The sequence below is a fragment of the Bacillus sp. FJAT-49711 genome, from assembly GCF_018343715.1.
GTDB lineage: Bacteria > Bacillota > Bacilli > Bacillales > Bacillaceae_C > Lederbergia.
In genome coordinates, this window is the sequence record NZ_JAGYPL010000002.1 from 1,019,132 (window position 1) to 1,035,702 (window position 16,571).

Annotated in this window: 14 protein-coding genes; 10 read left to right on the plus strand and 4 right to left on the minus strand. The window is 35.7% G+C overall.

The annotated features are described in order from the left end of the window. The first annotated feature begins 52 nt into the window (after positions 1–52). The 9 genes from KHA96_RS12385 (at position 53) to KHA96_RS12425 (ending at position 10,551) form a co-directional block, all read left to right on the plus strand. On the plus strand, positions 53–1,585 hold the full coding sequence (locus KHA96_RS12385; protein ID WP_213129581.1) for an arylsulfatase: 1,533 nt from the start codon (positions 53–55) through the stop codon (positions 1,583–1,585). A 450-nt stretch (positions 1,586–2,035) separates the two neighbouring features. After that, positions 2,036–3,148: an ABC transporter ATP-binding protein gene (locus KHA96_RS12390; protein ID WP_213129582.1), complete on the plus strand. Its 1,113-nt coding sequence runs from the start codon at positions 2,036–2,038 to the stop codon at positions 3,146–3,148. 74 nt (positions 3,149–3,222) lie between these two features. Beyond that, positions 3,223–4,089, plus strand: a complete 867-nt coding sequence (locus tag KHA96_RS12395; RefSeq protein ID WP_249315585.1) for a carbohydrate ABC transporter permease — start codon at positions 3,223–3,225, stop codon at positions 4,087–4,089. Positions 4,090–4,094: 5 nt separating this feature from the next. Beyond that, positions 4,095–4,904 (plus strand): carbohydrate ABC transporter permease, encoded by an 810-nt coding sequence (locus tag KHA96_RS12400; protein WP_213129944.1) that lies wholly within the window; start codon positions 4,095–4,097, stop codon positions 4,902–4,904. Positions 4,905–5,042: 138 nt separating this feature from the next. Continuing rightward, positions 5,043–6,422 (plus strand): ABC transporter substrate-binding protein, encoded by a 1,380-nt coding sequence (locus KHA96_RS12405; protein ID WP_213129583.1) that lies wholly within the window; start codon positions 5,043–5,045, stop codon positions 6,420–6,422. Positions 6,423–6,605: 183 nt separating this feature from the next. After that, complete coding sequence (locus tag KHA96_RS12410) at positions 6,606–7,364, plus strand: glycerophosphodiester phosphodiesterase (protein ID WP_213129584.1); 759 nt, start codon at positions 6,606–6,608, stop codon at positions 7,362–7,364. Continuing rightward, entirely contained in the window at positions 7,342–8,217 is an 876-nt protein-coding gene (locus KHA96_RS12415) for a glycerophosphodiester phosphodiesterase (protein ID WP_213129585.1), read from the plus strand. The genes KHA96_RS12410 and KHA96_RS12415 overlap by 23 nt, the downstream gene beginning before the upstream one ends. A gap of 130 nt (positions 8,218–8,347) precedes the next feature. After that, positions 8,348–9,451: a cellulase-like family protein gene (locus tag KHA96_RS12420; protein WP_213129586.1), complete on the plus strand. Its 1,104-nt coding sequence runs from the start codon at positions 8,348–8,350 to the stop codon at positions 9,449–9,451. Between the two features lie 860 nt (positions 9,452–10,311). Next, entirely contained in the window at positions 10,312–10,551 is a 240-nt protein-coding gene (locus KHA96_RS12425; RefSeq protein ID WP_213129587.1) for a LapA family protein, read from the plus strand. Between the two features lie 138 nt (positions 10,552–10,689). On the opposite strand, the gene KHA96_RS12430 is transcribed toward KHA96_RS12425, so the two are convergent. The 4 genes from KHA96_RS12430 to KHA96_RS12445 form a co-directional block, all read right to left on the minus strand. Continuing rightward, positions 10,690–11,571, minus strand: a complete 882-nt coding sequence (locus KHA96_RS12430) for a carbohydrate ABC transporter permease (protein WP_249315587.1) — start codon at positions 11,569–11,571, stop codon at positions 10,690–10,692. Between the two features lie 10 nt (positions 11,572–11,581). After that, positions 11,582–12,547 carry an ABC transporter permease gene (locus KHA96_RS12435; protein WP_349305740.1) on the minus strand — a complete coding sequence of 322 codons (966 nt, stop codon included), beginning with the start codon at positions 12,545–12,547 and terminating at the stop codon, positions 11,582–11,584. Positions 12,548–12,620: 73 nt separating this feature from the next. Further along, entirely contained in the window at positions 12,621–14,198 is a 1,578-nt protein-coding gene (locus tag KHA96_RS12440) for a type 2 periplasmic-binding domain-containing protein (protein ID WP_213129588.1), read from the minus strand. 646 nt (positions 14,199–14,844) lie between these two features. Beyond that, the gene (locus KHA96_RS12445; RefSeq protein WP_213129589.1) at positions 14,845–15,072 is read right to left on the minus strand and encodes a hypothetical protein; all 228 of its coding nucleotides are present in this window, start codon (positions 15,070–15,072) and stop codon (positions 14,845–14,847) included. Positions 15,073–15,331: 259 nt separating this feature from the next. Between KHA96_RS12445 and KHA96_RS12450 the strand changes: the two genes are divergently transcribed. Continuing rightward, on the plus strand, positions 15,332–16,366 hold the full coding sequence (locus KHA96_RS12450; RefSeq protein WP_213129590.1) for a LacI family DNA-binding transcriptional regulator: 1,035 nt from the start codon (positions 15,332–15,334) through the stop codon (positions 16,364–16,366). The last annotated feature ends 205 nt before the right edge of the window (positions 16,367–16,571 follow it).

A 16,571-nucleotide genomic window follows, 5' to 3' on the forward strand; every position in this document is an offset into this window, starting at 1 on the left:
AGTGCCTGGCACTCAAACAATTTCAAAACTTTACATAAGGGAGAGGAAAGTCTTGAAAGATAAACCAAATATTATTTTTATTTTAACGGATGATTTAGGTTTCTCGGATTTAGGGAGTTTTGGGAGTGAGATTGAGACGCCTAATCTTGATCAGCTGGCTACGGATGGTTTACGTTTGACGGAATGTTATAATTCGGCGCGTTGCTGCCCAAGTCGTGCTTCGTTGTTAACGGGGGTTTATCCTCACCAATCTGGTGTTGGGGATATGGATCATGATTATGAACTTCCTGGATATCGGGGACATTTGAAGGATGAATGTGTAACGATTGCAGAGGTATTGCGAGAAGGCGGATATCGTACGTATTTATCTGGGAAATGGCATGTGGGAAAACATGGCCCGATTGAAAGAGGATTTGATGAATTTTATGGGCTGCTAGGTGGATTTACAAGCTTTTGGGATGAAAATAGCTATGTGCGTTTGCCGGAAAGCCGACCAATCCACAAGTATAATGAAGGAGAATTTTATTCAACGGATGCGATTACAGATTATGCGTTAGATTTTATTAATGAAGCTCGTGGTGATGAGAAGCCGTATTTCTTGTATTTGTCATACAATGCACCGCATTTTCCTCTTCAAGCGCCAAAAGAGGATATTGAGAAATACGTTCAGGTGTATGAAAAAGGATGGGATCAGATTAGGGAAGAGCGGTTCGCTAGAATGAAGGAATTGCAAATTGTTGATGAAGATTCGCAGCTATCTCCTCTATCAGAATATTGGGACCGTGATAGAGAGATACAAGGGGTTAATCCTCCTTGGGATACGATTGATTTTGATCGCAAGCGAGATTTGATCCGGAGGATGGCTATTTATGCGGCTATGGTTGATCGAGTTGATCAGAACATTGGAAGAGTAGTTGGGGATTTAAAAGACAATGGTGAGCTCGATAACACGTTAATTATCTTTTGCTCAGATAATGGAGCCTGTGCGGAATGGGATCCATGGGGATTCGATAATTGGATCACAACTACAAATATTTTACATAGAAAAGCAGATTTGGAGAAGATGGGCGGACCTGATTCCTATCATAGCTATGGATCGGCATGGGCCAATGTGAGCAGTACCCCTTTTAGAATGTATAAGCATTACAGCCACGAGGGTGGCATCAGTACTCCAATGATTGTGCATTGGCCAGAGGTCATTAAGCAAAAAGGTGCCATTGACCACAGACCTGCGCATTTTATCGATTTTATGGCGACCTTTGTGGATATAACAGGGGCCCAATACCCTGAAGTATTTAATGGAAATAAGATTTTACCTATGGAAGGAGAAAGCTTACTACCAGCTTTTCTGGGAGAAGTACCAACATCACGAACATTATGCTTTGAGCATGAAGAACATTGTGCAATTCGCCAGGACAATTGGAAATTAGTAAAAATCAAAGAAAGAGATTGGGAGCTTTACAATATGGAGAATGATCGAACTGAAATGAATGATGTAGCTGATCAATATCCTGAAAAAGTAAAAGAACTGAAGCAGTCATGGGAAAAATGGGCTGAGCGGACGCATGTGGTTCCGAGGTTCTAATAAGAAAGCTAATATAGTTTACGAGATATACCGAAATCCAAGCCAATTTAAAAAGTTGAATTCCTTGAAGCTAAGGGATCGACTTTTTGAATTGGTTTTTTTAACGATATACGGTATAGCAGTTCATTGGCTTGTAAGTTTTAAAGCTACAAACCTAGTGAATGGCTTTTAACCACAGTATTAAATTTCAAACTAGCGTACGACCCCCACTGATAACTCCTTCTCTCTAATTCAATCGAATAAAATTCGTTTATTTATGGATTTTTTATGACCGTTATCCTAAGTATTTATCGAGAAATTATAAAGAAAATATCGATTTATTGAGGTTTGCTAAATGAATTGTAAAGGATGTTAAGTTCCATTTAACGATGAGTAATAATTCAGTTAATTTGAGTTTTTTTCCAAAATAATATGTTTCAATATGGTTAGCAGATCAAAAGGAGGTTAAACATGGGACAACTTGAGTTGAGTGATGTTTCGAAATCATATGATCAGCAAACGCACGTATTAAAAGGGATTAATCTAACTATTGAACAGGGAGAATTTTTCGTTCTTGTGGGGCCCTCAGGTTCTGGTAAAAGTACATTATTAAGAATGATTGCAGGGCTGGAGGAAATTAATAGTGGTACATTAAAAATCAATAATCGAATCGTCAATCACCTTCCGCCTAAAGATCGCAATTTATCGATGGTATTTCAAAATTATGCATTATATCCGCATTTAAATGTGGAACAAAATATTCTCTTTGGTTTACATGCAAAGAAGATTGATAAAAAGGAACAGTTAAAACGATTAAACGAAACTGCAAATATGATGGGGTTAAGCGAATTATTAAAGCGTAAGCCAAGAGAGCTTTCAGGAGGGCAAAGACAAAGAGTCGCACTAGCAAGGGCTGTTGTAAGTGAATCACCTTTTTGTTTGATGGATGAACCACTTTCGAATCTAGATGCAAAACTGCGAGCGCATATGAGAATTGAAATACGTCGTTTGCAAAAACGACTTGGACTAACGATGGTATATGTGACACATGATCAAGTTGAAGCGATGACGATGGGAGATCGGATTATGGTTTTGAATGATGGGAAGATCCAACAAATTGGTCAGCCTATTACGTTGTACAATGAACCCGCTAATCTCTTTGTTGCTTCTTTTATAGGCTCGCCAAAGATGAATATAGGAAAAGCTGTGATCGTGAATCAGAATGTGGTTATAGAGAATACACTCAATATTCCAATCGACATTATGGATATCCCGCAAACTTTAAAAGACCGATACTTTACGATTGGAATTAGAGCAGAGTTTATTCCTTTTGGAAGTACTGACAAGAAAACGCATGAAGTAGAAGTCATCAATGTAGAACAGTTGGGAAATGAAACATTAGTCGCTTTCGAAATTGGCAGAGAGCTATGGACAGCCAAGTGGATTGGACAATGGAAAATTAGTGCTGGAGATAAAGTTCCTGTTCAAATTTCAGCAGATTATATGAATTTCTTTGATTCAGATTCAGGCTTATTAATTAAGGCGGCAGCGGTAGAAAAGCAACGAGAGGTCATCGCGATATGAGTATGGATCAGGCGGTCATTCAAACGAATGAATTAAGTTCTATTCATTTTTACCGAGTTAACAAGATCCAGAGAATGAAGTCTTTTATTAAAGGAGTATTATTCCTACTGCCTTCAATCGTCTTGTTCAGTGTATTTTTGTTCTATCCCATGATCCGAACCATCTATTTAAGTTTTTTCTTAACGAAGGCGAACGGGGAGACGACTGTATTTGTTGGATTCAATAATTACGTCCATTTGTTCACTTCACCCATATTTTTGCAAAGTATTAAATCAACATTCTTATTTGTCTTATATACCGTTCCACTTACGATCATTATTGGGTTGTTTTTAGCCGTTATCGCAAATGAAAAGCTGAGAGGTGTCGGTTTTTTTCGTACCATATACGCTTCTACTATGGGGATATCTGTCGCAGCTGCATCTGTATTTTGGTTATATTTATTTCATCCAACCATTGGCTTCTTGAACCAAATTCGAAAAGTGTTTGGATTAGAAACAATTGGTTGGTTAACAGATCCGAACTGGGCATTAATTGCAGTAGCTATCACCACTATTTGGATGAATCTCGGTTTCACATTTTTGATTTTATTAGGCGGTCTACAATCCATCGATTCCTATCTGTATGAAAGTGCAAATATTGATGGAGCGGGTTATTTTTATAAGCTTAGGCGAATCACAATTCCGATGCTGTCTCCAACTCTATTCTTTGTCATTACGGTTACGATCATTAATGCGTTTCAAACATTTGGGCAAATTGACATTTTAACGCAAGGAGGACCACAAAATACAACGAATTTAATGGTTTATTCAATCTATCGGGAGGCTTTTACAAATTACAAATTTGGCTCTGCCAGTGCTCAGGCGATTGTCCTATTCATCATTATTTTATTGATGACCATCTTGCAATTTAAGCTTGGCGAAAGGAAGGTTCATTATCAATGACCACCATGCCATTCAGTAAAAGAATTACACTATATTCCTTGCTTGTCTTTGCAAGTGTGATCATCTTTGCACCAATAATTTTGGCGTTTATTATGAGCTTCATGACAAATCAAGATATTATGACGGGGAGTTTACCAAAGGAATTGTCATTTGATAATTATATAAAAGCCTTTAACCAATTCCCTTTATTTCAATATTTATTTAATAGTTTTCTAGTCGCGATTGTCATTATGCTCGGACAATTAACTCTTTCTAGCTTAGCTGCTTATGCTTTTGTGTTTTTGGAATTTAAGGGTAGAGATTTTCTATTTTACCTTTTTGTCGCTACGATGATGGTTCCTTTTGAAGCATCGGTGATTCCTAACTTTCACACGATTCGCGACTTAGGGTGGATTGATACATACCAAGGCTTATCCGTGCCCTTCTTTGCAATCGCATTTGGAACATTTTTATTGAGGCAGACTTTTAAACAAATCCCTAAGGAATTGAAGGAAGCAAGCGAAATTGCTGGAATTGGCGACCTCAAGTTTTATTTTACAATTGTATTGCCAGTAGCGAAGACTAGTTTAGTTACCTTAGGAGTGTATGGATTTTTAACATCTTGGAATATGTATTTGTGGCCGCTGCTTTCAACAACAAATGATAAAGTGCGTACTGTCCAAATTGGACTGAAGCAACTACAGACTCAAGAGCAATTAAACGATTGGGGTGTCATCATGGCTGGGGCGATTATCGTCATAATCCCAACATTAATTCTATTATTCTTTGGACAGAGTAAATTGCAAAGAGGTTTAACGGAAGGTGCTCTGAAATAAGATGGAACTTTTAAATCATTTTTTAGGCCGTGATGTGGAAATCATTTTTCATATTTAAAAAACCTTGTTTTGAAGCAAATTACTTAAGGATTTATCTATTTACGTAAAAACCTTCATAAAAAAGGAGAGTATGTACACATGAAAAAGATAATGGGTTTACCGTTTGTCATGCTAATTTTAGTATTGTTTATGGCGGCATGCAGTTCAGGAGAAGCGGCACCTCAGGCAGCAACTGGGCAAGAAGCCTCATCAAATAATAGTCAGGAGAAAAATGAGGATAGCCCCCAAAAGCAAGTTGTTACATTTTGGCATTCCATGGGAGGTAAAGGACAGGAAGCATTGAATGCCATCGTTGAAAGCTATAATCAGTCTCAAGATAAAGTACAAGTAAATGCCGAATATCAAGGTACATATGATGAATCGTTAGCAAAGTTTCATAGTGTTGCAGGCTCAGATAGTGCGCCAACGATGATCCAAGTGTTTGAAATTGGGACAATGTCGATGATTAATAGCGGATTTATTAAACCTATTCAAGAATTTATCGATGCAGAAGGATATGATATGGGTCATCTAGAAGAAAACATAGTGAACTATTATAAAATTGATGATCAATTTTATTCAATGCCGTTTAATTCGTCTACACCTGTCATGTACTACAATAAAGATGCCTTTAAAGCAGCAGGCTTAGATCCTGAAGCACCACCTCAAACATTTGAAGAGGTGGAAGAAGCTAGTAAAGCCATTTTGAAGTCTAACTCGAAAATGAAAGGTTTTGCCTTGCAAGCGTATGGATGGTTATTTGAACAATTATTAGCCAACCAAGGTGCCTTATTAATGAATAATGATAATGGGCGAACAGATTCACCGTCAGAAATAGGATTCACTAATGAACAAGGAAAATCGATTTTTAACTGGGTAAAACGGATGATTGACGATGGAACATTCGCTAACTATGGTACAAATGGCGATAACATGGTTGCAGGCTTTTTAGCTGGAGATGTATCAATGTTTTTACAATCATCTGCAAGTTCAAGAGATGTGATTGATAATGCACCATTTGAGGTAGGGATTGCGTACCTACCACACCCTGGAAATATAGAGCGCCAAGGGGTTGTTATTGGTGGAGCAAGTCTATGGATGCTGGACGGCAAATCTGTTGAAGAACAACAAGCAGCATGGGATTTCATGAAATATGTACAATCTCCGGCAATTCAAGCTGAGTGGCATGTAGGAACTGGATATTTTGCCATTAACCCTGCCGCTTATGATGAGCAAGTCGTTAAAGATGCTCATGAAAAAATGCCGCAATTACAAGTAACCATTGATCAGCTTCAAGATACGAAATCATCGTTTGCTACACAAGGGGCTGTAATGGATATGATTCCTGAAGAAAGAAAAATAATCGAAACAGCACTTGAAACCGTCTATAACGGCGGTGATGTAGATGAAGCTTACAATACAGCTGTAAAACAATTAAATAGTGCAATTGAACAAGCGAATGCTGCTAGAGGTAAATAATGATGTCCACCTTATGATCGCTTACTAGGTTTCATTCATCGTTTTCGCGGGCAAGATTAACTAAAGATTCCCCCTATCCTTTAGAATCTTGCCTTTGCTTTAATGGAATCTTGTCATATTAAATAGAAAATAAATCGTTAGTGTTTTATTTTCCAATATTCATAAAAGAAAGGAAGAATTAATATGGGAGAAACTAAAATTTACGGTCATCGAGGTTGTATGGGAATATACCCTGAAAATACGATGATTAGTTTTAAGAAAGCGATTGAACAAGGTGTAGACGGTCTTGAAATAGATGTACATATGACTAAAGATGGAGAAATTGTCGTCATCCATGATGAAAAACTGGACAGAACGACAGATGGAATGGGCTATATTAAAGACTTAAGCTTGTCAGAGATTAAGGAATGTAGTGCAGGTGCTAAATTTTCCAATTTCACACTTTATCATGAGTCATGGAAATTGGAACGAGTCCCTACCTTACAGGAAGTAATGGAATTACTTTTGCCTTATGATATCGAACTGAACATTGAATTAAAGACATATTTGGTAGAATACGAGGGTATTGAAGAAAAAGTTTTGAATATCGTAAAGCAATATGGGAATAATCGCAACGTCATCTATTCATCTTTTCACTTACCAACGTTGATACGTTTGAAAAAATTGGATCCTACCTCCAAGATTGCCTTTTTATTAGAATACCAGATTCCACATCCAAATGATTATATTAAAACATTTGATATGGAAGGATTACATATATCAAAACGCATAATCTTAATGGGAAATCATTATTTGAAGGATTTAAATGGGAGTATTCGTGTTTGGACTGTTAACGATCAAGAAGAAATGATGCAGCTTCTAGATTTAGGTGTAGACGCCATTATATCAGATTATCCAGAAAGAGCATTGCATATTAGAAATGCACGAAAAATATATAATTAAAAAATTGTATATTGGCTTTTCTATCATGATGTTGGCCATTATATTACACTCATTATATTGTTCTTCAGAATATAAAAGTGCTGAAGGACATACACCTAAAATCTTTGCTCATCGCGGGGCCAATGATCGTTTCAATGAAAGTACGATAACAGCTTATAGATTTGCTGCAGAAGACGGAATAGATGCACTGGAAATGGATTTGCGAATGACGAAAGATGGCATTTTAGTTGTCATGCACGATGAAAAAATGGATCGGACGACTAACGGAACAGGTAAGGTTTCACATTTTTCATTAGAGGAACTGAAATCTTATAGCACAGTTGCGGAGTTCAATCATCAAACAACAATGGAAACCATTCCCACTTTGGAGGAAGTCATCCAGACTTTTAAAAGTACGGAAAAGTATTATATTGAAACTCGTCTTGTCAATGGTGAAGTAAAGATGGAAGTGCCTTTGATCCAGCTATTGAAAAAATATAATTTAATAGATAAAGAATTAGTCATGATTCAATCTTTTTCAGAGGACAGTTTAAAAAAAGTAAAAGCATTAGAGCCTGAAATTCCCTTAACCCTTCTATTTGGAAAAGGAAAGTTTGAATTAAATAAAGCATTATCGGTTCCTTATCCCGTGATAGGCGTGGAAGCATCTGATGTAACAAGAAATGTGGTGGACGCCATACATCGTAATGGCAAAGGGGTGCATGTATATTTCACAAATCGAGATACTCAAAAAAAAGAGCAAAAACGCGTAAAACGTTTAAATGTGGATGGATATTTTACGGATGATATTCAGTTTACGAAAAAAATACTTAAGTATGAAGTAGAGGCTAATGAAAGAGGGAACACCACATAACCTTTTGGTTAAGGATATGTGGTGTTCCTTTTTGCATTTTTAATGAAGTTGGGACATATGTAATTTTATAAAGGAATTTGTTAACTTTTGATGAATCTAATAGTAATAACACTTAATTGGAGGGATTGATATGAAAAAAAAGATTGAACACCCATTAGCCATTACGATGTGGGATTTTTCTTGGTTAGAAAGACGTTGGCCGGGGGCAGGTTACGAAGATTGGGACAAAGCTTTAGATGAGTTGAAGGATAGGGGGTACGATGCAGTCAGAATTGATGTCTATCCACATTTACTAGCTGCAGACCCTGATAAGGAGTGGACGTTAAAGCCATGTTGGAATCAACAAATATGGGGAAGCCCTGCATTAAATAAAGTGGTAGTAAAAAATAACTTACTTAAATTTATGAAAATTTGTAGAGATAAGAATATTCAAGTAGGACTGTCTACTTGGTTTAGAGAAGATATTGATGATACAAGAATGAATATTAAAACTCCGGAATATCTAGGCGATATATGGAAGAAAACTCTAGATATTATTTATGATGCAGGGCTGCAAGATACGGTTTTATATGTAGATTTCTGTAATGAATACCCTTTAGACGTATGGGCACCTTGGTTACATAAAGCTGAGGGGAAAGATATATTAAGAGCGTCAACAGAAGGTACGCTATGGATGAAAAAGTCAATTGAATATGTTAGAAATTTTTATCCGGATCTGGATTATTGCTTCTCGGTGACATCTGAGTACGATACGCTAGATATACAAGATGTATCATTTATGGATGTCCTTGAACCACACGTATGGATGGTACACTTTGGTGATTTTTATGATCAAGTAGGCTATAATTTTGAAAGTTTTGAAACAATTGGTTATGAGAACTTAGTCGAAAATTGTGAAAGACTTTATAAAAGTGATCCAATCAAATGGCAAAACCAGTTGAAGGATGGCATCGAAATAATAGCAAGATGGTCAGAAAAAACGGGTAAGCCATTAATCACAACCGAATGTTGGGGCATTGTAGATTATAAAGATTGGCCATTACTTAACTGGGATTGGATAAAGGAATTATGTGAAATTGGTGTCAAAGAAGCCGCATCTAAAGGAGTATGGGTAGCAATCGGAACAAGTAATTTCTGTGGTCCTCAATTTGTGGGAATGTGGAGAGATATAGAATGGCACCGAAGATTAACTGATATTATTCACAAATCGGAAATTCGTGAATGGGTAAAGTAAAAAATTGAGAGAGTATGATTATCGCCCAGTTATGGGACAAACGATTGTAGTTTTATATCCAAATGGAAATGTAATTGTATGTTTGGGGGTTAATGACTCCAAAATATGAGATAAATGCTTTATTCAATTATGAAAAGAGATGTAAATATGGTTTTAATGCAGGTTTGACAGGTACATATTATTATTCTCAAAAGATACGTGGAGAATAGAATCTATTCTCTCTCCTGAGCATGTGGGATAATACAGAGAATTGTATTGAAAATTTAAGGAACTATGCAAATTAGGTTGATGAATCGTATTATACATTATTTTGTGGACGATGTAATATGGAAAGAGGCTGGGACATAACTAAAACAATCAAACCTAAAGACGAACAATGATCTAACTTAGCGGAGGAAATATACGAAGACTCCTGTGGGAGGAAGGCATAGGTGAGACCCCGCAGCTCGGGACGAGCGAGGAGGCTCGCCAGCCGCCCACGGAAAGCGAAGTATATTTCCGAAGCGGGTATATACACTAAACAACCTATTGTTCGGATTTATCTTTGTCGGAAATAGTTATGTCCTGGTCTCTTTATCTTGAGGACTTTTAATGGGGGAGTTTTGATAGATCCTGAACATCAAATAGTTATTTTTAATTGAAGATCTGACAATAGGATTTTACATATAATAGTCTTGCACCACGTTGAAATTGACAAAGATTGTACAAGATCAAATGATAGTATAAGATTAATTTGTGAAGCTAGAGCTGGGTTGTATGATGGATAGGATAAAAAAGCACTTATTTATTATGAAGGAATAAAAGGAATGGAAAGTTTCTATTGTTAGTTTTAACATAAAAAATACTAAACGAGGTGACTTATGAAAGGACAATGGAACATAATAATAGCACTATTAATCGTCTTAATTATTGCGATATTTTCAGTAATCAATGTAGAACCTGTGACTGTTAATTATTTATTTGGAAAAGCTGAGTGGCCATTAATTCTCGTTATTATTGGATCTGTCCTTTTAGGAGCCATTTTAGCAGGTTTAATTAGTATGATGAAAGTATATCAACTAAAACGGACATTGAAAAAAGCGGAAGAGAAGATAGATTAATTAATATACTCTTATATTGCTTCAAGTGTAAAGCACCTTTCTTTTCAGAAAGGTGCTTATTTCAACATTATTTTTACTTGAAATTCAATTATTTACAAGATATTCGTCCTATGAGGAAGAAGGGGGCCTTTTAAAGGCTTACCCTTTTATTGATCCAATCATTGCACCTTTGGCGAAGTGTTTTTGCAGAAAAGGATATACTACTAATATAGGTAGGGTAGCCACAATAATGGATGCCATTCTAACAGTAAATTCGGATACGCTGCTTTGCATCCCCATCCCAACTCCACCAGATGATTTAACGACTTGAGCGGTGTTGCTTATGATATCTCTTAAAAATGCTTGAAGCTGCCATTTTTCTTTATCAGAGATATATAGAATCGTTGAGAAAAAGTCATTCCAGTAGAAAACAGCAATAAATAATCCGATCGTTGCTAAGACTGGCTTAGATAAAGGTAATACAATCTTAAAAAAGATTGTTAAATCATTAGCGCCATCAATTTTTGCGGCTTCTTCTAGCGTATCGGGTATTCCTTTAAAAAAACTTCTCATGACAAAAATGTTAAAAGCACTTAATAAATTTGGAAGAATTAATGCCCAATATGTATTCATCATACCTAACATTTTTACTAATAAGTAGCTTGGCACTAATCCTCCATTAAATAGCATTGTAAATAATATTAAGAATGAAACGAGTCCTCCGCCTCTTAATCGTTTCTTGGAAATGGCATAGGCGGTCGTTGCAGTGAAAAATGTTCCTAGAAATGTACCAGCAAGAGTTACAATCACAGTTGTTTTCAGACTACTTAAAAAGGATGAGTTATTTAATATTGCTTTATAGGCATCTAAGGAAAACCCGGCAGGAATGAGGAATAAGCCACCTCCTGCTGCTAGTTTAGCATCACTGATAGAACCCATAAATAAATACCAAAAAGGATACAACATTAATACTAACAGTAAAACCATAAAGCCATAATTAAACAATGAAAATACCTTTTCTCCTCTAGACATATGTATCATTTTTTTCACCTCACCATAGTCCATCTTCCCCAAACTTTTTAACAATCTTATTTGCGGTTACGATTAGCACCAAGGCAATGATTGATTTAAATAAACCTGCAGCAGTAGCTAAACTATAGTTGGCTTCTTGGATACCTCTTCGATATACATACGTATCGATTATATCGGCTACATCATAGACCAGCGGGCTATATAGTAAATAAATTTGGAAGAAACCTGCTTCTAAAATATTTCCCAGACTTAAAATCAACATAATAAGTATTACTGGGCGAATAGAAGGTAGTGTAACATGCCACATTTGTTTAAATTTATTTGCTCCATCGATTCGTGATGCCTCATAAAGATCGGAATTAACGCCAGTCATAGCAGCTAAATAAATAATCGTTCCCCAACCCATTTCTTTGTAAATATCCGTTATCACGAGGATTGATCTGAAATGTTCTTTACTCGTTAGGAAATGCATAGGTTTGCCGCCAAAGTATTGAATTATATGGTTAACTAACCCATCAACAGGATTTAAAAAAGTCATAATAATTCCAGCGAAAATAACCCAAGAAACGAAATGCGGCAAGTACAAAACGGATTGAGTGAAACGCTTAAAAAACATATGTCGAAGTTCATTTAACAGTAATGCTAGAATAATTGGTGCAGGGAAGCCAAACACGAGTTTAAGTAAACTAATAATGAGGGTATTCATAAAAATCTTTTGAAAATCGGGTGTTCTAAATAATCGTTCAAACTGTTCAAACCCTGCCCATGGACTATCAATAATACCAGCAAACATATTAAAATCTTTAAATGCTATGATGACTCCATACATAGGAAAGTATTTAAAAATAATTAAATAGATTAATCCAGGTAAGAGTAATAGATACAAATATTTATCTCTGACCATATCTTTCAAAATCTGTTGGCGTTTACTTACTCCTAAAGTTGTTGTTATTGGAGATGTGTTAAGTGTTTTATTGACTTTCAAAACATACCACCCACTTTTTAACTTTGGAATTTAGATAAGGTGAGTTCCCGAAGATCGGGAACTCATATTTGGCTTACTTATAAGACTCAATATTTTCGTCATACCACTTGGAGAACTCTTCATACTGTTGATCTTGTTCAGTATATAGTTTGTTTGCTTCTTCCTCGATTTCTTTTCCACCCATGCCAGGATATTTTGCGACGAAATCATCAAAAGCATCCAGTGGAAGTTCACCAGCGATAATTCCCCAAAACGTTTCATCTCTAAGTTTGTTTACATCGGCACTATATTCAATCCAAGCAGGACGCTCTAAAGATTTAAAAAACACAATTTTCTCCCTCATTGGCTTTGAAGTTTCATCGCGTTTATTAAACAATTCAATGACTTCAGGAGTATTTTCAATATTTGCTTCATCTTTTCGAGTAATATACCAGCTGTAGTTGCCTAATCCAAGCTCATTCTTTTCGTCTGGAGTAAGTTTAGTTTTGTATTCGCCATCAATAATTTCATAATGCTCTCCTTCTTCACCAAATCTAATTAGTTTATTTGTTTCAGAAGAAGCCATGCGATTTAATACTTGAACAGCTGCACTCGGTTCTTTTGCAGCAGCCGTAACAGATAAAAATGACCAGCCGATATTATCCGATGGAATATCTGAAGCAAATCCGTCCGGCCCTACTAAAGGTTCGAGAGCCATATATTCACCATCGGGATTTAGTGCTTTAAAAGATTGGTGAATGGACTCCTCGGGATTAAAAAATGCAACCCACCGATAGATTGAACCTATTTTACCGTTGGCTACAATATCATCAACTTGCGCACCGTCAATCGGGGCAACCATTCTCGGATCTAATATACCTTCCTCATATAAACCACGTAATATAGCTAAAACTTGTTTTACTTGAGGCATGGTTGCTCCATATTTTACTGCTCCATCTTCTTGAATCATAAAGGCTTCAGGATCGACGCCGTGAGAATAAAAAAATGGGGCGAATGTTCGATATGAATTCTCTCCTGCAAATCCATAAGTATCATCTTTGCCATTTCCATCTGGATCATCCTTTGTAAAGGCGCGAAGAGCTTTAATATAGTCATCTAAGTTTTTTGGCACCTCTAAACCTAAATTATCCAACCAGTCTTTACGAATAATGGTTGTCATTGTTCCCGGCTCTGATATGTCTGCCGGGAGTCTAAAGATTTTTCCACTAGGGTCCCAATGATAGAACATTGTTTCTTTAGAGTAATAGTTAATAATATTTTGCCCGTATTTCTGCAAATGGGGGACCATATCGACAACTGCCCCAGCTTTAACCCAACTATCAAACTCCTTATTCATGTCCCAATGCCAAATAACATCAGGCATTTCTTTTTTATCACTCATAAGTAAATTAATTTTAGTTTTGGCATCATCCCATGATGGCAAAAATACATCATCAACCTCGACTTCTCTCCCAAGGTTTTCAGATAAATCTTTTGAAAGAGCCTTATTAGCCCATGAATTTGGTGTTTTTGGTCCACCCATTAAGGCTAAGCTTATTTTTATTGGACCTGTTCCATCACTTGGTTCATTTCCGGCATCTTTTGAACAAGCAGCGAGGATTAGAGATAGTGATAATACGAGAGCTATATACATGTGGACTTTTTTGTTCATACAAATTCTCCCCTTGTAAAATAATTTTAAGTCTTATCTCTATAGACTTAATATAGCGCTTACATATGAAGTGATTGAAAGATGATAAAGATGTCTCCCTCCCTTTCCCATTTTGAAAACTAGAGTTATCCAAATTACTATGATTACTAATATTAAGCAAATAAGGAAAATTAAGCAATTACTTTTTGATTATTTGAAATCATCAAAAGTATTGAAATTGTCGAATTATAGGTTAAAAACTTTTTGAATAGGTTTGTATTATGTTTCTTTTTGGTCATATGTAGTTTTAACAACATTGTTAGAATACCTTCATGAAGGAAAATGGGGGAATTAAAGCAATATTGGTCGACTGCTAAAATAATAAAAAGAATGTCGTTTAAATTTCTATTTCTTAAATATAAAAATGTTTTAGTGAGTAGCCTATTATTGACAAATTATCATTTTCCCGCATATTAATTAACAACTAGAATCTTTTTGCTTTTTACACTTTCTCCTATTCTATGAACTAGACAAGAGAATGGAAAGGTAAAGTATGACAAGGAAAAAGAGTTTTATTTTGTCAATGGTAAAAGTATATAAATACAATGAAAGCGAAGTCTTGTACAAACAGACTTCGCTTTTTTATCCATCTAATCTTCCTTGAAGATCAATTTATTTTCTTTTTCCGCCTAAGAAGCATTATTGTACCTACTGCCAAACCACTTACTGGAATACCTACTCCAGTCGCCGTCATCATTTTCTTGTGATTTTCTTGTTTTCGAAGTTTTTGTCCCTCGTTAAATAAAGAATCATACAGTTTTATAGATTCTTTACTTTCTTTAAATTCTTCTGGAATAAAGTATTTTGAATGCGAATGCCCATTTTCGAATGCCATCTCTTTTATCTTTTTTGCAGTATTATTAGATTCATATCCTTCTTTATGCCAATCTAGTAAATCCTTTTCTTCAAGGAAGAGGAAGGAAGGTGATAATCGATAATTGAGTAAGTTTCGTTCATTTTTTAGGGCTCTATATCTTCATGCCAATTGATTGGTAAAAAATATACATATTGACCAAGAGTTACCATAGTATTAAAATTAAATGAAATCGGTTTCAAAAATGTTGCTATGAAGTGATTAGCAATGGGGGACAGTTATGAAAAAGGGAAATATAACAATATATGATATCGCTAAAGAAGCTAGTGTATCACCAGCAACGGTTTCCAGATTTTTAACTGGAAATGCAAATGTGCGTCCACAGACGATGAGGAGAATCGCTGATGCAATAGAGAAATATAGTTTTAGACCGAATAGTTTGGCGAGAAGCTTATTACATAAGCAATCGAAAACAATTGGTTTTATTTTACCCGACATCAATCATCCTTTCTTTTCGACTCTCGTTCAAAAAAGTGAGGCGCATGCTTTGGATCTTGGGTATACAGTGTTTCTATGCAACACATTAAATAACTCAGAAAATGAATCGAAATACTTGCATAGTTTGGTAGAAAAGCAAGTGGATGGTATTATCTATTTGGGTGGTAGAATTAATGATACTGAAACAGACGAGGAATATGCTCAAGAAATAAAAAAAGTGATGGAGAGGGTTCCGGTTGTTTTTGTTAATGGTCAAATGACAGGTGTAGATGCCCATGTAGTGAGGACAGATGAAGAATCTGGCATTGAAAATCTTGTGGAATTATTACTAAATCTAAATCATACAAAAATTGGTTTCCTTGGTGGAAAGAAAGGAATAAGTTCAACTGATTTGAAAAAGAACACTTTTGTTCAAACGATGAAAGGAAAAGGGTTTGATGTCAATGAAGATTGGGTTTTAGGAAGCGGGTTTAATATTGAATCTGGTGAGGATGTTGCGTCCCGTTTACTATACTTAAATGAGAGACCTACAGCGTTAATATGCGCTAACGATTTGGTAGCGATTGGGGTAATAAAAATACTTACTAAATTTGGATTAAAAGTTCCGGAAGATATTTCGGTTGTTGGGTTTGATGATATCTATTTAGCGAAGTATTTCCCACCAGGACTTACGACGGTAAGTCAAAACTATGATCAGTTGGGTCAAACAGCCATTAATGTATTAGTAGATTTAATTAATGAGAGAGAAGCAGAGAAAGAAACTATTGTACCAACATCGCTAGTTTTAAGAGATTCCTGTAAATTATGTTCAGAATGATTCTTTCCATAGGATGGGATTAAATCATTTTGAAACTGATTTCATTATTGGGAATTTTAAACATAAATGGTATTTACTTTTAACGCAAACGGAAATATAATGAAAAATAGGAAGCGCTTTCAAGTGAAAGATAGATGGAATTATAATAGATATGCAGATTGTCTTTTTAATAAATGAAAACGATTTCAAAATTGTGTTTTGTTGT

Coding starts and splice junctions, on each gene's coding strand:
- KHA96_RS12390 (WP_213129582.1), top strand. CDS start 2,036: ATGGGACAACTTGAGTTGAGTGATGTTTCGAAATCATATGATCAGCAA.
- KHA96_RS12395 (WP_249315585.1), top strand. CDS start 3,223: ATGAAGTCTTTTATTAAAGGAGTATTATTCCTACTGCCTTCAATCGTC.
- KHA96_RS12400 (WP_213129944.1), top strand. CDS start 4,095: ATGCCATTCAGTAAAAGAATTACACTATATTCCTTGCTTGTCTTTGCA.
- KHA96_RS12405 (WP_213129583.1), top strand. CDS start 5,043: ATGAAAAAGATAATGGGTTTACCGTTTGTCATGCTAATTTTAGTATTG.
- KHA96_RS12410 (WP_213129584.1), top strand. CDS start 6,606: ATGGGAGAAACTAAAATTTACGGTCATCGAGGTTGTATGGGAATATAC.
- KHA96_RS12415 (WP_213129585.1), top strand. CDS start 7,342: ATGCACGAAAAATATATAATTAAAAAATTGTATATTGGCTTTTCTATC.
- KHA96_RS12420 (WP_213129586.1), top strand. CDS start 8,348: ATGAAAAAAAAGATTGAACACCCATTAGCCATTACGATGTGGGATTTT.
- KHA96_RS12425 (WP_213129587.1), top strand. CDS start 10,312: ATGAAAGGACAATGGAACATAATAATAGCACTATTAATCGTCTTAATT.
- KHA96_RS12430 (WP_249315587.1), bottom strand. CDS start 11,571: ATGATACATATGTCTAGAGGAGAAAAGGTATTTTCATTGTTTAATTAT.
- KHA96_RS12440 (WP_213129588.1), bottom strand. CDS start 14,198: ATGAACAAAAAAGTCCACATGTATATAGCTCTCGTATTATCACTATCT.
- KHA96_RS12445 (WP_213129589.1), bottom strand. CDS start 15,072: ATGGCATTCGAAAATGGGCATTCGCATTCAAAATACTTTATTCCAGAA.
- KHA96_RS12450 (WP_213129590.1), top strand. CDS start 15,332: ATGAAAAAGGGAAATATAACAATATATGATATCGCTAAAGAAGCTAGT.